This is a genomic window from Luteococcus sp. Sow4_B9 (genome assembly GCF_052116585.1).
In the GTDB taxonomy this organism is placed as follows: Bacteria; Actinomycetota; Actinomycetes; order Propionibacteriales; family Propionibacteriaceae; genus Luteococcus.
On sequence record NZ_JBQKKT010000016.1, the window covers coordinates 33,535 to 47,958 of the forward strand.

Consider the following 14,424-nt stretch of genomic DNA (forward strand, 5'->3'; position numbering starts at 1 on the left):
GCCCTGGCGCGGCGCGCCCGTACTACTACCGAGTCACCCCATCCACCCGTGAATGGCGCTGCTGATCACCTGAGGGAGGGACACTTCCGGGGGTCATCTGGCCCACAGTCCTGCCAGACTCACGTACTGCACTTGTCGGCGCAGGACCCCTGCCCTACTACGAGGAATGACGTGGAGATGAGTCCCTGGGCGAGCGACGCACCGTCGCAGCCCGCGACGCCACGTTGGACGATCGCTGCCTCCGAAGGGCTGCGCACCCTGGTGCTGCTGGCCATGCCATTCCAGCTCGTCTTCTCCATCGGCCCCCTCCTGGCGCAGATCGGGAGCCTGCCCTGGACCGCACGCGCAGGCGTGGTGGTCCTGCTGGTCTCCCAGTGCGTCATGTTGACCGTGGTGCTGCATCGTCGGCACGGGCTGACCAGCTGGTTCCTGCAGGCCACCACCTTGGGCGCCGCTCATCTCCTGCTGACCACCGGCCGCATGGTGATGGTGCCCGGAGACGTGTGGGGACCGGGGTACTGGGCGGCACCCCTGGTGGTCTCCACCATGCTGGTGGAGCGCCGTCAGCTGCGCAGGCGCCTCCTGTTCGCGCTGGTCGCGGGGCTGGCATCCGTCGAGATCCTGGGTTTCCTGCTGTGGTGGCAGATGTCGCCCGCTCGCCTTGCCGACGAGATCTTCGTCGTCTACCCCATCGTCATCCTGCTGTCCTTCTCGCTGGGACTGATCAGCATGGCCGAGGAGCACGACGCCACGGCGGCGCGAACAGAGAAGGCCCGCAGCACCCAGCGCCACCAGCAGGCGGAGACCGAGGCCCGCCGTGAGGCTGAGCGGCTGCTGCACGACCATGTGCTCCATGCGCTGCACGCCATCGCGGCGGAGCGTTCGCATGTGAGCGCCCAGGACGCCAGCCAGGAGTGCCGCGACGCGATCCGGATCCTCGACAGCCCCAAGCAGGGTCTGGTGGCGCTGCGCACGCTGCTGGCCGAGGATCCGGTCACCCAGCGGGTTCGCGCAGTTCTGGTGGGCGACGGCGAGCCACTTCCGCGAGCGGTGGCCACGGCGTTGGCCGCGGCCACTCACGAGGCCCTCGTCAATGTGGAGCGCCACGCTGCCGCCGAGCACTGCACGATCGAGCTGCAGTCCTGGGGCACGGCCGGCTGCCGGGTGTCGATCGTCGACGACGGGCGCGGCTTCGACCCGGACAGCCGCCACAAGCGCCTGGGGCTGCAGTCGTCGGTCATCGAGCACCTGGACGACATCGGCGGACATGCCAGCATCAGCTCCCGGCCGGGCGAGGGCACCCGGATCGATCTGGAGTGGCCCCGTCAGGATGCTCCTCGGCAGGCCCCCACCCCAGCAGATTCCACGTCGCAGGGGCCCACTGCGCAGGAGCCCACCATGGCGCACGTGGGCACCCCATCACAGCTGCCTTCTCCCGCGGCGGATGCACGCACCCGCCGCCTGATGGTGGCCACGGCCATCCCCGCCCTGGTCAGCTGCGGGCTGGTGATGGCCTTGGTGGGCAGCCGTTCGGACGCGCTGAGCACGGTGCTGCCTGCCACGGTGGCCGCGTTGCTGGTGGGCGCCTGGGGCGCGGCCCGACTCCTGCGCGGCCCGTTGTCCCGGTCTGAGACGCTCTTGATCCTGGGTGTGGCCCTGGTTGCCTGGCTGGTCAACCTCGTCCTGGTTCCCTCACCACCCACCGACATCTACGACCTGTGGATGACGTGGGGTGCGACCGGCCTGGTGCAGTTGGCCATGTTCTCCCGTCCACGACGCAATGCGGCCATGATCGGCGTCGGGTTCACCGCGGTGATCGTCGTGGGAACCGTCCTGCGTTTCGGCATCGTCGACACGGTGACCGTGATGGGCGGCGGCGCCGCGCTCGCGATCGTCGTCGTGCTGGCGGGACACCATGCCCTGGCGTGGGCCTGCCAGCTGGCCACAGACATGGCGCAGCAGATGCATGCCCGGCAGGCGACGCAGGATGCCACGGCCAGGATGCACCAGAGTGACCGGGTGGAGCAGTTCTGGTCTCAGCGCGTCACACAGGACGTGCTGCCGTTGATCCGCTCGGTTGCGGAGGACATCGCCTGCCCCGCCGACGACGAGGTGCGCGAGGCCGCCCGCACGCTGGAGTCCTGGGTGCGCGACGAGTTGGTGCTGGGCCCCGACCACCAGGGCCTCGGCGAGCGGATCGCGGAGTTGCGGCAGAACGGATGGCAGGTGCGGTCCTCTCTCACCGCCGAGGACCCTCCCCCGCTCAGGCGGGCCGCGGCAGAGATTGCCGCGCTGCTGGGCGCACCAGCCACCCCGGAGCAGGTGGTGACCTTCAGCGCCATCGGCCAGGAGGCCTCGGTCGTCGTCCTCGACGCCTCTGATGGGCAGCAGGCGTCGTGGAGCCGTAGAGTGCAGTCACTGGGTGGAAGAATGGACTCTGACCCTGACTTCGTGAGAATGGCGGTGACCGCAGGATGAACGAACCGTTGCGCCTGGCAGCACTGGACGACCACCCCGTGGTCCTGGCCGGCCTGCAGGCAATCGAGCAGGCCAGCGCAGGCGGACTGAAGATCGTCCACTCCGTGACCGACCCCGATGAGCTCTACCGTCTGGTGGCGGATCAGCCCGTCGACGTCGCCCTGGTGGACCTGCAGCTCAAGGACGGCCTCAAGGGACCGGAGGTGGTCGAACGCCTGGACGAGATGGGCGTGCCCAGCGTCGTCTACACCGCTGAACTGCGGCCCCTGCCGATCCGGCGCGCCATGGCCGCGGGCGCCCTTGGCCTGGCTTTGAAGAATGACCCGCTCGATGGTCTGATCCGCACCATCGAGGGTGCGGCCGCGCGCGAGTTCGCGGTCAGCAGCCAGCTTGCCGACGTGCTGATCAAGGACCCGAGCCTCACCCCGCGCCTGGCGCCGCGTGAGATCGAGGCGCTGGAACTCCTGCACCAGGGGATTCCCCGCAAGTCCGTGGGGCGGCTGATGAATCCTCCCGCCTCGGAGTCCACCGTCGACACCTATCTGCGTCGCGTCTCCAGCAAGTATCGACAGCTCGGCCGTACCGTCAATGGCGTGCCCGATGCGCTCAGCCACGCCGAGCGTGACGGCTACTTCGAGAGCTGACCGGGGCGACAGTGCCCAGCCGCAGGAATGCCTGCCACCTTCGGTGGCGGGCTTTTCCTGGTTGTGGGCTTTCTGGTTTCGGGGAGCGATTGCCGCTGCCCCGTCCGCACCTGACGAGACTCGTCCGCACATGAAGAGACCGACACGGTGGGCAGTGTGCAAGGAGCCTCCCCCGAGATCCCTGACGCGTGCGGTGCGGGTGGTGGCAGGCCACCGTGAACTCCCCCGAGTTCGCCGCAACGCACGGTGCACACCGTTGAACCCGGGCACCACATGAACTTGGTCTCGTCATGGACGCCCTTCGCGCCCATGGCCTCCCCCGAGGTTGACCAGCCCACATGCCACCCGATGTTCCCACCGCGTCGGCTGACATTGACGTTACCTTCCATCACGAGCGGTGGACATGTCCCCTGATCCGGTGACACGCAAGGGATTCTGGCTGATCTTCAGAGAACTGCCCGGTTCCGCAGACACGCTTCTGACCGCCTGACGAGCTCATCGACCGCGCCATCCGATCCCATTCGGGACAGAGCGGTCAACACTCGACGCCGCGGCCAGACGAGCGCACCGGATAGCTGCTCCCACCAACCGGCTGGCCCCACCGGTTACCGTGGGACCATGGGCTCCGACGACAGCTTTGAACTCACCGACGAACAGCTGGACTTCCTGAACGAGTCTTTCGACCTGGCCCGACAGGGCAGTGAAGCTCGCCTTCTAGCCATCATCGATGCCGGAATCCCGGTGAACCTGACCGACCACAAGGGAGACACCCTGCTGGCCCTGGCCGCCTACAACGCCCATTCCGGCCTGGTCCAGGGACTTCTGGACCGGGGCGCTGACCCGAACCGGGTGAACGAACGCGGGCAGTCGGCCTTGGCCTGTGCGCTGTTCGTCCAGGATCACGATTCGGTGCGCGCCCTGTTGCATGCGGGAGCCGATCCGATGGCCGGCGCGATGGACGCCTGGCAGATCGTCGACTTCTTCTCGCTCGACGCGATGCGGGACCTGCTGCCGCCGCAGCACCAGCCGGAAGGTCCTGCGGCACCGGCCCCCACCCCACAGGGGGCCCCTGGACGCTAGGCCTCCCGGCGCTGCGGTCCACCCATCGGCCGGTCGTGCTCGCCGTCGGGCCCGACCAGCGCCCACCCCACCAGGCGCGTGGCGAGTGCGCCGAGCGCAGCATCCTTCCTGACAAGAAGGTTCCGGTTGCCCAAGCCGAGCATCTCCCGAGCCCAGCCGGGCAGCAGCGCCCGCCCGCCCGCAATCACCATGCGATAGCCGGGCCTGGCGACGGCAGGCAGCGGCGCACGGTGGGTGAGGAAGTCGACCACCTCGAGCGCGTCGGGAGTGCACGCCAGTTCGGGGCGGTAGGCCAGCAACTGGTCCTCGAGCTGCCGCACGGTCGTCGGCAGCCCCGTCGCACCCAACCGCTGGCCGCCGAGCGCAGCCTGACGGACGTACTCGTCGGCCCGTTCGGCATCCAGAGGCGTGTCGGCCCAGCGCTGGTATGCGGTCAGGAAACTCCAGGTCTCGGCGACGTGGACCCACCGGAGCAGATGCGGATCGTCGGCGCGATAGGGCTTTCCGAAGTCGTCCACGCCCGTGATCCGGTCGTGGACGGCCCGCACGACGGCGAACTGGCGCTCGACATCCTCACGCGGCGCATAGGTGGTCACCGCGATGTGGTTGCTGATCCGCTGCAAGCGACCCCACGGATCAGATCGGTAGTTGTCGTGCTGCGCCACCGCGGCCATGGGTCCGGGGTGCAAGGACTGCAGGAAGAGCGCGCACACGCCGCCGGCATACATGGCGGGATGCTGGTTCACTTCCCAGATGGCGTCCTGCGGGTTGAATTCGCGCTGCCCTGGAGCGCCCCAGATGCGCCAGGCTCTCTCCTCAGCGTCGGGCCCCGCCACCCGGGCGCGCAGGAAGGCGGCCAGGGCACTGCGAGCCTGTTCACCGGGACGTGGCATGACTGGCTTCCTCTCCGGCGGGCGAGCCCCGCGCACCACTCCACTGTGACAGGTCGAGCCCTGAGGGTGATCCCCTGCCTCAAGTCGCCAGGGTCAGAAGTCGCCAGGGTCAGAAGTCGTCGGGGTCAGAAGACACCGATTCCATGGGGACACAGCAATGGGGACGTGGCCTGGACCACGTCCCCTCGGTGCTGCTGTCGTGCACCGTTCACCCGACCTTGCGGCCAGGTGCCCCAGGTGCCGGTTGGCGCAGGGGTGACTCGCGTCCACAAACCGGCTGCTGTCCGGGAGGTGGTCCCATGGGTGCCCGGGGTCGCAACTCCACCGGCCATGTGGCCCACCCCGAACAACGGCAGGAATGCCGCACCGCGCCATCCGCACGATTGCTGCCCAGATGTCGACGAGCCGGGACGACGGGGGGATACGCTCCATCATCGCGGTTCGATCCCCCACCGAAGGTTTTGCGTGCCTCCGGGGCTTCAGCCCCCCAGGGCCTCGCCATCGTCCTGCAGGAACAAGTACAGCACCTCGATTTCCTTGAATGCTTGACATCGCGCTTTCCCTCAGCTCTCGGTCAGGTGACCAGACTGGTTGCCCCCTCGCACTTACCACCAGGTCATCTAGACTTCCGCAGGATCAGTCGTCGCTGGACTGGCGCCACACCCGCCGGCCGCCCAGTAGCCCAGGAGTCCCATGGCAGAGCGCCAGCCGTCCACCACCGCGCGTCGCGCCCGAGCCGCCGTGGCCACGCTGTTCTGGCTGAACGGCGCGACGATGGCGTCGATGGTGCCCCGCTATCCCTTGATCCGCGACAACCTTGACCTCACCAACACCTTCTTCGGTCTGGCAATCGCACTTGGACCACTGGGCGGGCTGGTCGCGGGACTGTTCACCTCGAAGGTGATGCGTGCCAGCACCACCGCCCGAGTGGCCACGTGGGCCCAGGTGGCACAGATCCTGATGTTCTGCCTGGTCCTGAACTCCCCCACTGCGCTGGCCTTCGCCACCTTCATCGTGCTGATGAGTGCCACCGACGTGTACACCGACATCGCGATGAATGCGCACGGCATGCGAGTGCAGGGGCTCTACGGGCGCTCCATCAACAACAGCTTCCACGCCTGGTGGAGTCTGGGCGCAGTCAGCGGCGGGCTGTTGGGATCCTGGTTCGCGGGCATCCACCTCTCACTGCCCCTGCACGCCCTGACAGCCGGATCGATCATGCTGGCCATCAACCTGGCGCTTCGCCCCTTCCTGCTCAAGGGGCCGGACCCCGAGGTCGTCGAGGATGCCCCCACCGGGAAGGTTCGCATCCCACGCCCGATCATGGGCCACCTGGTGGCGTTGGGCCTGGTTGGCGCCTTTGCTGCCAGCATCGAGGATGCCGGCTTCACCTGGAGTGCCCTGTACCTGCGCGACTCGCTCTCCGCCGGCCCCGGCACCGCGGGCATGGGCATCGTCTGTCTGGTTGGCGCCCAGACCGTCGGGCGCTTCACCGGCGACCGACTGGTCGACGCCCTGGGCGACCGTGGGGCGGCCCGGTTGGGCTGCGGCGTCGCCACGGTGGGCATGGCCCTGGCCCTGGCCTTCCCGTCGATTCCCTTGACCCTGCTGGGCTTCGCGTGCGCCGGGTGGGGCGTGGCCACCGTGGTGCCCGCCGTCTACTACACGGCCCACCACATGCCGGGACTGCCCGCCGGTTCTGGGCTCAGCATCGTCAACTGGCTCCTGCGTCTGGCCTTCTTCGTCGGTCCCCCGCTGGTGGGCCGGATCTCCGACGCGGTCAGCTTCCGGGCGGCCCTGTGCGTGATGCCGCTGGCCACCGCCATGGTCGTGCTGCTCTCCGGCTCGCTGGCCAACCGTCGAGAGGTCTGAGGGCAGCCGATTCCAGGCAGGGCTGGAAAGCGGGTGCTTCGGCGGTCACCAGTAGGGCGCAACGGCGTTGTATGACGTTCACCACATGGTCCCCTGTGGTTCATGAGACCGACTTTGGAGGGGCACATGAATACTGAACACTCCTAGGGAGATCTTCAGGAGGAGACCCGATGAGCGTTCTGACATCCCCCCACATCACCGCTTGGTTCAACCCGGCGTCGGCGGCCCCCCGGTCCACCTTCGACCTGTCCCTGCAGGGACACACCGTGGTTGCCACGCTCAAGAACCGCGACGGCAAGGACCTGACCGTCCACGCCCGCTCGTTCACCTTGGGGGACACACCAGCCCAACACGTGGTGCCCGCTGCTCGGGAGATCACGGCGGCCTGGCAGGCCACCCCGGGCTATGACCTCTCCCTGCATGCTGAGCACGGGACCTACCGGCAGATCGAGGGCCGCGTGGGCGAGCCGCAGGTGGAGGCGCGCCTTCGGTGCAAGGACGACCAGATCAGCGTCTGGCTCTTCAACCCCCATCGTGAGTCGATGCATCTGGAGGTGACCGAGGCCGGCCGGACGCGCACCGTGAAGTTGCGCGGCTTCGGCCGTCGTCGCATCACCCTGGCAACCAGCGGCGGTGCCTACGAAGTCCTCCTCGCCGTGCGGGGAACCCACTCTCGCCAGGTGCTCGCGGGGCACCTCTGAGCCGTCCCGTCGCCTGAATCGTCGCAGTCCCACCTGCGCCGTGAGTCCACCTTCTTCGGGGCGTCCGTCACCAGACGGGCGCCCCGAAGTCCCGTTCGGGAGCGCCGGTGACTCGATCAGGCCAGACCGAAGAACTGCTGGATCCCGTTGAAGATCATCTGGGTGCTGATCAGCACCAGGATCATGCCCATCAGCCGCTCGACCGCCACCAGAACGCGCTCACCGAGGATGCGCTCCAGATAACCGGACAGGAAGAGGATCCCGGCCGAAGCTGCCCAAGCCGCCAGCACCGCCCCCAGCCAGGTCATCCAGCGGCTGGGTTCCTGGCTCATCAGCAGGATCTCCACCGCCAACAGGGATGGCCCCGCCGTGTAGGGCACGGCCAGCGGCACGATGAAGGGTTCGTCGTGCACGCCGGACTCCTCCAGCGGTGTCTCGGGCGACGGGAAGATCATGCGAACGGCGATCAGCATCAGGATGATGCCACCGGCAGCCGTCAGGGCCTCCGAGGAGACCTGCAGCGTGTTCAACAGGCCCCGGCCCGCAAAGAGGAAGACCACCATGATCAGCAGCGCGATCAAGAGCTCCCGGGCGATCACCCACTGTCGGCGGCTGGGCGCCACCTTCTTCAGGGCGGTCATGAACATCGGCACATTGCCAATGGGGTCCATGACGAGGAAGAGCAGGGTGGTTGCCTGCAACCAGCTCATCCCTCACCCTCCACAAAATATTGTCCAGAACGCGGCCACGTGAAGGATATTCCACGTCGAACAGCCGATCAATTCGCCAAAAGACCAGCCACCCGACCACAACCCGCCGCATTCGACACACCCGACACCATCGCTGCGGGGCGCTTCAACAGGAAGAAATCAGCTGCGCGATGACGTGCCAACCCCTGCGGCATGCCACCATGCGAGGGTGGAAGGTTTCGGGGATGCGCTGCGTCGGCAGCGGCAGGCACATGGCATGCGCCAGAAGGATCTGGTCGATGCACTGGACCACGTCATTGCCCGCTCGACGTTGGCCAATGTTGAGGTTGGCCGCGAGAAGCCGTCGAATCGACTGTGGAGTGCCATTGCCACCCACCTACCGGACTGGGTGGAGCCCCTGCGCCCGTGGTACGACGCCGCGCACAAGCTGAACCAGGATCCCCCCTTCGAGCTCAGCGGCCCGTACGAGATCCTCAATGCCACCTACGCCTACACCTTTCGGGACCACCGTGCCCCAGAGGAGATCGTGCAGGTGCGGCGGATTCGTGCGCTCACCGACGGCAACGACGGCTACGGCCTGCAGCTGAGCAACAACTCGGGCAGCTTCGACCTGGACACCGAATCCCTCTGGGGAGGCTGGATCGAGCGGCACAGTCGCCGGGTGGAGGACGGGGAGAACATGCACCTGACCCGCTTCCACTTCGATCGCACGCTGCGTCGCGGTCAGGTGCACGAGTTCGCCACCCGCGCATGGGTCAGCCATGACGAGCCTGCCTCCACCGTCACGGTGATGTTCACCCGTCCGACGGGCCAGGTCAGCGTCACCCTCAACTTCCTGGGCCCCCGTCCGACGCAGGTATGGTCCTTTGGCCCCCTGCTCGACGGACAGGACGAGCCGCCACCCGGTCCACCCGAACGAATGCTCACGGCGACGCCCAACGGGTCCTATGCCATCCGGCTGGATGGCCCCCAGCTCGCACGTCGGTACGGGATTGCGTGGCAATGGTGATCTCACGCCGGGAGCTCTTCCGTGCTGGAGCGGCCACCGCAGCCGTGACGACGGCGGCTGCCCTGCAGGGCTGCCGTAGCGGAAACCAACCCATTCCCAACCCCCCGTCGAACTCCGCATCGGCACGCGCCACCAGGGCACCCGGGGCCGTGGAGATGTGGCTCGACGAGAGCCGCTGGCCAGCGGGCTGGACGGACGAGCTCACCACGGCTGTCCGCCAGCGCGGGACGCGGCTGGACCTGAACCCCACGGCGCAGCTCGCGGCCTCCCTGCAGACCCGGATGGGGACGCCGGATGCGCCTGATCTGGTGCTGGACGGCGGGGTCGACATGCTCGGTGCCGGGCAATATGCCAGCGGGTTGGGGGACCTGACAGCCGTCACCACTGCCGCGATGTCCGATGCCGAGGGCACGCCACTGCGCAGCCTCCTGCGCCCCGGCACGCTGGAGGCGGGAATCTCCGGCAAGCATCTGGTCCGACTGCCCTGGGTCCATGTGGTTCACGGACTCTGGTTCTCCAGGTCTCTCTTCGACGATCAGGGGTGGGCCCCACCCCAGACCTGGGAGGACCTGCTGACGCTCGGCGAGCAGGCCAGCACCCAGAAGATGCATCTGTTCTGCTGGGCCCGTGAGACGGCCACCAGCTTTCTGGGGCTCACTCTGGCCTCGGCCATCAAGCAGGGCGGCCATGAGGTGCGTCGCGCCCTGGACGGGCTGGAGCCCCGGGCATGGAGTCATCCCGCCATCCGGTCGGCCGTCGAGCAGATGCACACCGCCGTCAAGGCAGGTTTCGTCCGCCCCGGGGGCTCGCGACGCTCGTGGCAGCAGATCCTGCCGATGTGGGCCGAGGACGGCAAGGTGCTCATGGTGCCGGCCGGTTCCTGGATCATCAGCCAAGCCCAGGTGGGTGCTGAATTCGGTCTCGACGTGGTCCCCGACCCGGCCGTGGACCACGATGCCGCGCTGCCACCGACGGCTTTGCACGCGGGCCCCGCGATGTCCTTCATGGCGCCCAAGCCCTCCGGAGGGGGCCAGGGCCGGGCCACCGCAGTGGTGCAGGAGGCCTTCAGCGCCGCCGTCGCGGGTTCCTTCAGCAGCGCCAACCAGGTGCTGATGACGCGGGCCGATGTCACGCCCGAGACGCCGGGACCGGTACTGCAACGCCAGCTGGACCTGGTGGAGGCCGCCGGCAAGGAGGCCTTCCACTGGCAGTTCATCGAGCAGGCCGGCGCTACCCATGACCACCAGGTGCTGTGGAACAGCTTCCTCGAGGGGCAGCTGGACACCGAGACCCTGCTGGCCGAGTCCCAGCGGATCAGCGACTTGTTGGCCGCCGACCCCCGCGTGCAGCGCACGAAGGTCCTGTGAGGCCCGCTCGGCACCCGAGTCCCGGAATCATGCCCCCACCCCTCCCATTTCTGCTTGTCACCACGTAGAATGGGGCTGAGGGCGATGCCCCGGGCTCGCCCCACCGCAAGGCGCAAAGGAGCGAGCCATGAGCACCATCAACTCTGCCGGTCGAGTCGTCGTGGGCACCGATGGATCCGAACAGTCCGCCATCGCCACCGAGTGGGCAGCGCGTCGGGCACAGGATCTCGGTGTCGGGCTCACCCTGGTTCTGGCCCTGCCGCCCCTGCAGGTTCCCTCTCGCGGTTCCCTGATGCAGATGCTGCGGGACTCTGCGACGGACTTCACCGGCAAGGTCATCGCATCGGCCCGCCACCGTCTGGCGGAGGCCGCCGAGAAGGTGCGCACCGATCATCCGGACCTCGACGTCGAGGCCGTCCTGCTGGAGGATTCCGAGCCGGCTCTGGCACTCGTCCAGGCGACGCGGGACGCCGCCGTCGTGGTGACCGGGACCCGAGGACTGGGCGCCGTGAAGGCGATGGCGCTCGGCTCGGTCTCGCGGCACCTCATCTCCCACGCACGGGGGCCCGTCGTCGTGGTGCCGGAGACCGGCATCGCGAGGGAGTCCCACGCAGTCGGCACCGTGGCCGTGGGCGTGGACGACGCCTCCCATTCCAGCCCCACCCTGCACGCGGCCATCGCCGAGGCTCGGCGTACCGGCGGCAAGCTCTTGGTGGTGCACTCCTGGGAGTACAACCCGGTCACCGTCGACGGCATGCCGGCCATGGACCAGGAACTCTTCGTGCAGGTCCAGCAGACCCATGCGAAGGAACTGGAGGACATGGTGCGGGAGCAGATGGACGGCGGCCCGGATGTCGAGGTGGAGGTGCGAGTCAGTCTGGGCCACGCGGGAGAGGTGCTGGTGAACAGTTCCCACGAGGCTGAACTGCTCGTGGTCGGCTCGCGCGGACGCAGCGGCCTGTCCGGAGTGCTGTTGGGTTCCACCGCCGCCCATGTGGTGCGCACCTCCATCTGCCCGGTGCTGGTGGTCCCGTCGGCAGCGTGATCCGACGGGTGGCGGCTGCTCGTCAGTGAGGGCTGACGAGCAGCCTGCGGTCAGCGTCGCCGGGTGCCGAAGACCGAGCGCACGATCTCGCGTCCTGCAGACCGGGCGAACTGCTTGAAGACGCTGGAGCCCACCACCTGCTCCACCACGCTCTTCTCCTCCTTCGTGCGGGCGCGCGGAGCGGTGGCCCGCTCGTGCTCACGGATCTCCTTCTCCAGCCGGGCCTCCTCCTTGGCGCGCTCCTTCTCCCTCTCCTCGGCTTCCAGGGCGTCGGCCGTGGCCTGCAGCTTGGCCGTCAGCACCTCGTGGGCCGATTCGCGGTTGATCTCGGCGCCATACTTCGTCTGCAGCGGGCTGGCCTGCACCAAGGAGTCCAGCTGGGCCTGGGGCGCGGGGGCCATCAACGACTGCGGGGCACGCATCCGGGTCCAGGCCACCGGTGTCGGGGCACCGTCGGGATCCATCACGGTGACGATGGCCTCACCGATGCCCAACTGCTGAAGTGCCTCCGCCAGGTCATAGTGACTGCGGGGGAAGGTGGCGACAGTCTGCTTCAGCGCCTTGGCGTCGTTGGGGGTGTGCGCTCGCAGCTGGTGCTGCACCCGGGAGCCCAACTGGGCCAGCACGTCGTCGGGGACGTCCTTGGGCGTCTGGGTGACGAAGAAGACCCCCACTCCCTTGGACCGGATCAACCGAACGGTCTGGGCGATCGACTCCAGGAATTCCTTGCTCGCATCGTTGAAGAGCAGGTGTGCCTCGTCGAAGAAGAAGACCAGCCGGGGCTTGTCCACGTCGCCAACCTCCGGCAGGTCATGGAAGAGCTCCGCCAGCAGCCACATCAGAAAGGTGCTGAACAGCGCCGGGCGATCCGTCAGGTTGGGCAGCTCGAGCAGCGAGATGATGCCGCGACCGTCGGCATCGATCCGCAGCAGGTCCGTGGTCTCGAACTCAGGCTCGCCGAAGAAGGCCTCGGCACCCTGGGCGGCCAATGCCGTGATCTCACGCAGGATGACACCGGCGGTCGCCGACGAGATTCCCCCGATCGCCTTCAGGTCTGCCTTGCCCTCGTCGCTGGTGAGCCACATCAGCAGGGTGCGCAGGTCCTCCAGATCCAGCAGGGCCAGCCCATTGCTGTCGGCATAGTGGAAGACCAGCCCCAGCGCGCTCTCCTGGGTGGCGTTGAGACCCAGTACCTTGCCCAGGAGCAGGGGGCCAAAGCTCGTCACGGTGGCACGCACCGGGATGCCGGTGCCCTGACCGCCCAGGGCGTACAGCTCCACCGGGAAGCCCTGTCCCTGCCACTGCTGGCCGATGGCGGCGGTGCGGGAGAGCAACTTGTCGCTGCTCTCGCCCGCGCTCGCCAGACCGGAGAGATCCCCCTTGATGTCAGCGGCGAAGACCGGCACCCCGGCAGCGCTGATCTGCTCGGCCATCAACTGCAGGGTCTTGGTCTTGCCGGTTCCGGTGGCACCCGCCACAAGCCCATGGCGGTTCAACATGCCGAGCGGGATGCGCACCACCGCATCCGGCAGCGGCGTCTCCGCCTCGACCAGCACACCGAGATCGATGGCCGGCTCGTCGAAGGTGTAGCCCCTGGTGATCTCCTGGACGGGCGAGGAGGATGCTGCGTCAGTCATGGTCCTAGGGTGGCACACGGCACCGACAAGCTGAGAAAGTGCGCAGAATTGCGCGCCACAAGGTGGCGACGCGCCCCTGCCCCACCCTTGGGGCTGACACGCCAGCTAGGCTCGAGGAGTGATCTTCAAGCGAGTGGGCGAGTCCCGCCCCTATCCAGACCATGGCTACGTGCAGAAGCAGTGGGCAGCCATCGCCCCGCACCAGGTGCGACTGGACGAGCTGGTGACCACCAAGCGCACGCTCGACCTCGAAGCACTCCTTGAGGACGACTCCACCTTCTACGGCGACTTGTTCGCGCACGTCGTCAGCTACCGGGGTGAGCTCTACCTGGAGGACGGGCTGCACCGTGCCCTGCGCGCGGCCCTGCAGCAGCGCCAGACGATGCACGCCCGCGTGCTGGAACTGAAGTAGACCTGCACGGCAGGTAGTAGTCTGACCCCCAGCAATTTTCACCACGCCCCAAAGGAGCTCCTGTGCAGCGGTATGTGCGCCTGCTCGGCACGCCCATCACCCTGCTCGTGCTGCTCGCCGTCCTCATCCTGGGAGCCCGCTGGGGCTATCGCAATGTGGTCGCGCCCGCCCCGCCGCCGCCGCTCGTACCCTGTGTGGAACAGAGCGTCGGCAAGGCCCTGAGTACCAAGCAGGTGACCGTCAAGGTCTACAACGGCGGCTCCAAGGGTGGTCTGGCGGGCAAGGTGGGCGCCCAGCTCAAGGCCGTCGGCTTCCAGGTTGCCAAGACGGGCAACACCGAGGTTGAGGTGAACCACACCCAGATCATCGGTGCCGACGTGAACAATCCCGAGGTGAAGCTCGTCGCCGGTTTCTTCAAGGACGCGAAGGTCAAGGCTGACGGACGCGCTGACCACACCGTCGAGGTGTTGGTGGGCAATCCGGTCACGGGCTTCCAGCCGAAGGCGCCGCGCAGCATTGACATCGACGGGCCGACGGTCTGCCTGCCGGAGCCGACCCCCACGCCCGAGGCCTGAC

General features: G+C 67.8%; 13 protein-coding genes. 10 read left to right on the forward strand and 3 right to left on the reverse strand.

Features of this window, described 5'->3' with window-relative positions:
* The first annotated feature begins 177 nt into the window (after positions 1 to 177).
* The 3 genes from ACTQ49_RS10510 (at position 178) to ACTQ49_RS10520 (ending at position 4,202) form a co-directional block, all read left to right on the forward strand.
* Positions 178 to 2,478, forward strand: a complete 2,301-nt coding sequence (locus ACTQ49_RS10510) for an ATP-binding protein (protein ID WP_441827823.1) — start codon at positions 178 to 180, stop codon at positions 2,476 to 2,478.
* Positions 2,475 to 3,122 carry a response regulator transcription factor gene (locus ACTQ49_RS10515; RefSeq protein ID WP_441827794.1) on the forward strand — a complete coding sequence of 216 codons (648 nt, stop codon included), beginning with the start codon at positions 2,475 to 2,477 and terminating at the stop codon, positions 3,120 to 3,122. The genes ACTQ49_RS10510 and ACTQ49_RS10515 overlap by 4 nt, the downstream gene beginning before the upstream one ends.
* Positions 3,123 to 3,740: 618 nt before the next feature.
* Positions 3,741 to 4,202 (forward strand): ankyrin repeat domain-containing protein, encoded by a 462-nt coding sequence (locus ACTQ49_RS10520; RefSeq protein WP_441827795.1) that lies wholly within the window; start codon positions 3,741 to 3,743, stop codon positions 4,200 to 4,202.
* On the opposite strand, the gene ACTQ49_RS10525 is transcribed toward ACTQ49_RS10520, so the two are convergent.
* Positions 4,199 to 5,095 (reverse strand): oxygenase MpaB family protein, encoded by an 897-nt coding sequence (locus tag ACTQ49_RS10525; protein WP_441827796.1) that lies wholly within the window; start codon positions 5,093 to 5,095, stop codon positions 4,199 to 4,201. The genes ACTQ49_RS10520 and ACTQ49_RS10525 overlap by 4 nt on opposite strands.
* A gap of 693 nt (positions 5,096 to 5,788) precedes the next feature.
* On the opposite strand from ACTQ49_RS10525, the gene ACTQ49_RS10530 reads away from it, so the two are divergent.
* On the forward strand, positions 5,789 to 6,967 hold the full coding sequence (locus ACTQ49_RS10530; RefSeq protein ID WP_441827797.1) for an MFS transporter: 1,179 nt from the start codon (positions 5,789 to 5,791) through the stop codon (positions 6,965 to 6,967).
* Positions 6,968 to 7,137: 170 nt separating this feature from the next.
* Positions 7,138 to 7,668 carry a hypothetical protein gene (locus ACTQ49_RS10535; protein ID WP_441827798.1) on the forward strand — a complete coding sequence of 177 codons (531 nt, stop codon included), beginning with the start codon at positions 7,138 to 7,140 and terminating at the stop codon, positions 7,666 to 7,668.
* Positions 7,669 to 7,784: 116 nt separating this feature from the next.
* Here ACTQ49_RS10535 and ACTQ49_RS10540 read toward each other — a convergent pair whose 3' ends face one another.
* Positions 7,785 to 8,378, reverse strand: a complete 594-nt coding sequence (locus ACTQ49_RS10540; protein ID WP_441827799.1) for a MarC family protein — start codon at positions 8,376 to 8,378, stop codon at positions 7,785 to 7,787.
* A gap of 256 nt (positions 8,379 to 8,634) precedes the next feature.
* Between ACTQ49_RS10540 and ACTQ49_RS10545 the strand changes: the two genes are divergently transcribed.
* The 3 genes from ACTQ49_RS10545 to ACTQ49_RS10555 all read left to right on the forward strand — a co-directional run bounded on the left by ACTQ49_RS10545 (position 8,635) and on the right by ACTQ49_RS10555 (position 11,799).
* Complete coding sequence (locus ACTQ49_RS10545; RefSeq protein ID WP_441827800.1) at positions 8,635 to 9,387, forward strand: hypothetical protein; 753 nt, start codon at positions 8,635 to 8,637, stop codon at positions 9,385 to 9,387.
* Positions 9,381 to 10,754 (forward strand): ABC transporter substrate-binding protein, encoded by a 1,374-nt coding sequence (locus tag ACTQ49_RS10550; protein WP_441827801.1) that lies wholly within the window; start codon positions 9,381 to 9,383, stop codon positions 10,752 to 10,754. The genes ACTQ49_RS10545 and ACTQ49_RS10550 overlap by 7 nt, the downstream gene beginning before the upstream one ends.
* A 127-nt stretch (positions 10,755 to 10,881) precedes the next feature.
* A complete protein-coding gene (locus tag ACTQ49_RS10555; protein WP_441827802.1) occupies positions 10,882 to 11,799 on the forward strand; it encodes a universal stress protein in 918 nt (305 codons plus the stop codon).
* 50 nt (positions 11,800 to 11,849) lie between these two features.
* Here the strand turns inward: ACTQ49_RS10555 and ACTQ49_RS10560 are convergent, their stop codons facing one another.
* The gene (locus tag ACTQ49_RS10560) at positions 11,850 to 13,436 is read right to left on the reverse strand and encodes a helicase HerA-like domain-containing protein (protein WP_441827803.1); all 1,587 of its coding nucleotides are present in this window, start codon (positions 13,434 to 13,436) and stop codon (positions 11,850 to 11,852) included.
* A 118-nt stretch (positions 13,437 to 13,554) separates the two neighbouring features.
* Here ACTQ49_RS10560 and ACTQ49_RS10565 point away from each other — a divergent pair, with 118 nt between their 5' ends.
* Both ACTQ49_RS10565 and ACTQ49_RS10570 read left to right on the forward strand, forming a co-directional pair.
* Complete coding sequence (locus tag ACTQ49_RS10565) at positions 13,555 to 13,848, forward strand: type II toxin-antitoxin system VapB family antitoxin (RefSeq protein ID WP_094765659.1); 294 nt, start codon at positions 13,555 to 13,557, stop codon at positions 13,846 to 13,848.
* Between the two features lie 62 nt (positions 13,849 to 13,910).
* A complete protein-coding gene (locus ACTQ49_RS10570) occupies positions 13,911 to 14,423 on the forward strand; it encodes a LytR C-terminal domain-containing protein (protein ID WP_441827804.1) in 513 nt (170 codons plus the stop codon).
* The last annotated feature ends 1 nt before the right edge of the window (position 14,424 follow it).

Bases quoted from the DNA above. Each gene is read 5' to 3' on its own strand.
- ACTQ49_RS10555 (WP_441827802.1), top strand. From the start codon at position 10,882: ATGAGCACCATCAACTCTGCCGGTCGAGTCGTCGTGGGCACCGATGGA.
- ACTQ49_RS10560 (WP_441827803.1), bottom strand. From the start codon at position 13,436: ATGACTGACGCAGCATCCTCCTCGCCCGTCCAGGAGATCACCAGGGGC.
- ACTQ49_RS10540 (WP_441827799.1), bottom strand. From the start codon at position 8,378: ATGAGCTGGTTGCAGGCAACCACCCTGCTCTTCCTCGTCATGGACCCC.
- ACTQ49_RS10545 (WP_441827800.1), top strand. From the start codon at position 8,635: ATGCGCCAGAAGGATCTGGTCGATGCACTGGACCACGTCATTGCCCGC.
- ACTQ49_RS10510 (WP_441827823.1), top strand. From the start codon at position 178: ATGAGTCCCTGGGCGAGCGACGCACCGTCGCAGCCCGCGACGCCACGT.
- ACTQ49_RS10515 (WP_441827794.1), top strand. From the start codon at position 2,475: ATGAACGAACCGTTGCGCCTGGCAGCACTGGACGACCACCCCGTGGTC.
- ACTQ49_RS10550 (WP_441827801.1), top strand. From the start codon at position 9,381: ATGGTGATCTCACGCCGGGAGCTCTTCCGTGCTGGAGCGGCCACCGCA.
- ACTQ49_RS10525 (WP_441827796.1), bottom strand. From the start codon at position 5,095: ATGCCACGTCCCGGTGAACAGGCTCGCAGTGCCCTGGCCGCCTTCCTG.
- ACTQ49_RS10530 (WP_441827797.1), top strand. From the start codon at position 5,789: ATGGCAGAGCGCCAGCCGTCCACCACCGCGCGTCGCGCCCGAGCCGCC.
- ACTQ49_RS10535 (WP_441827798.1), top strand. From the start codon at position 7,138: ATGAGCGTTCTGACATCCCCCCACATCACCGCTTGGTTCAACCCGGCG.
- ACTQ49_RS10520 (WP_441827795.1), top strand. From the start codon at position 3,741: ATGGGCTCCGACGACAGCTTTGAACTCACCGACGAACAGCTGGACTTC.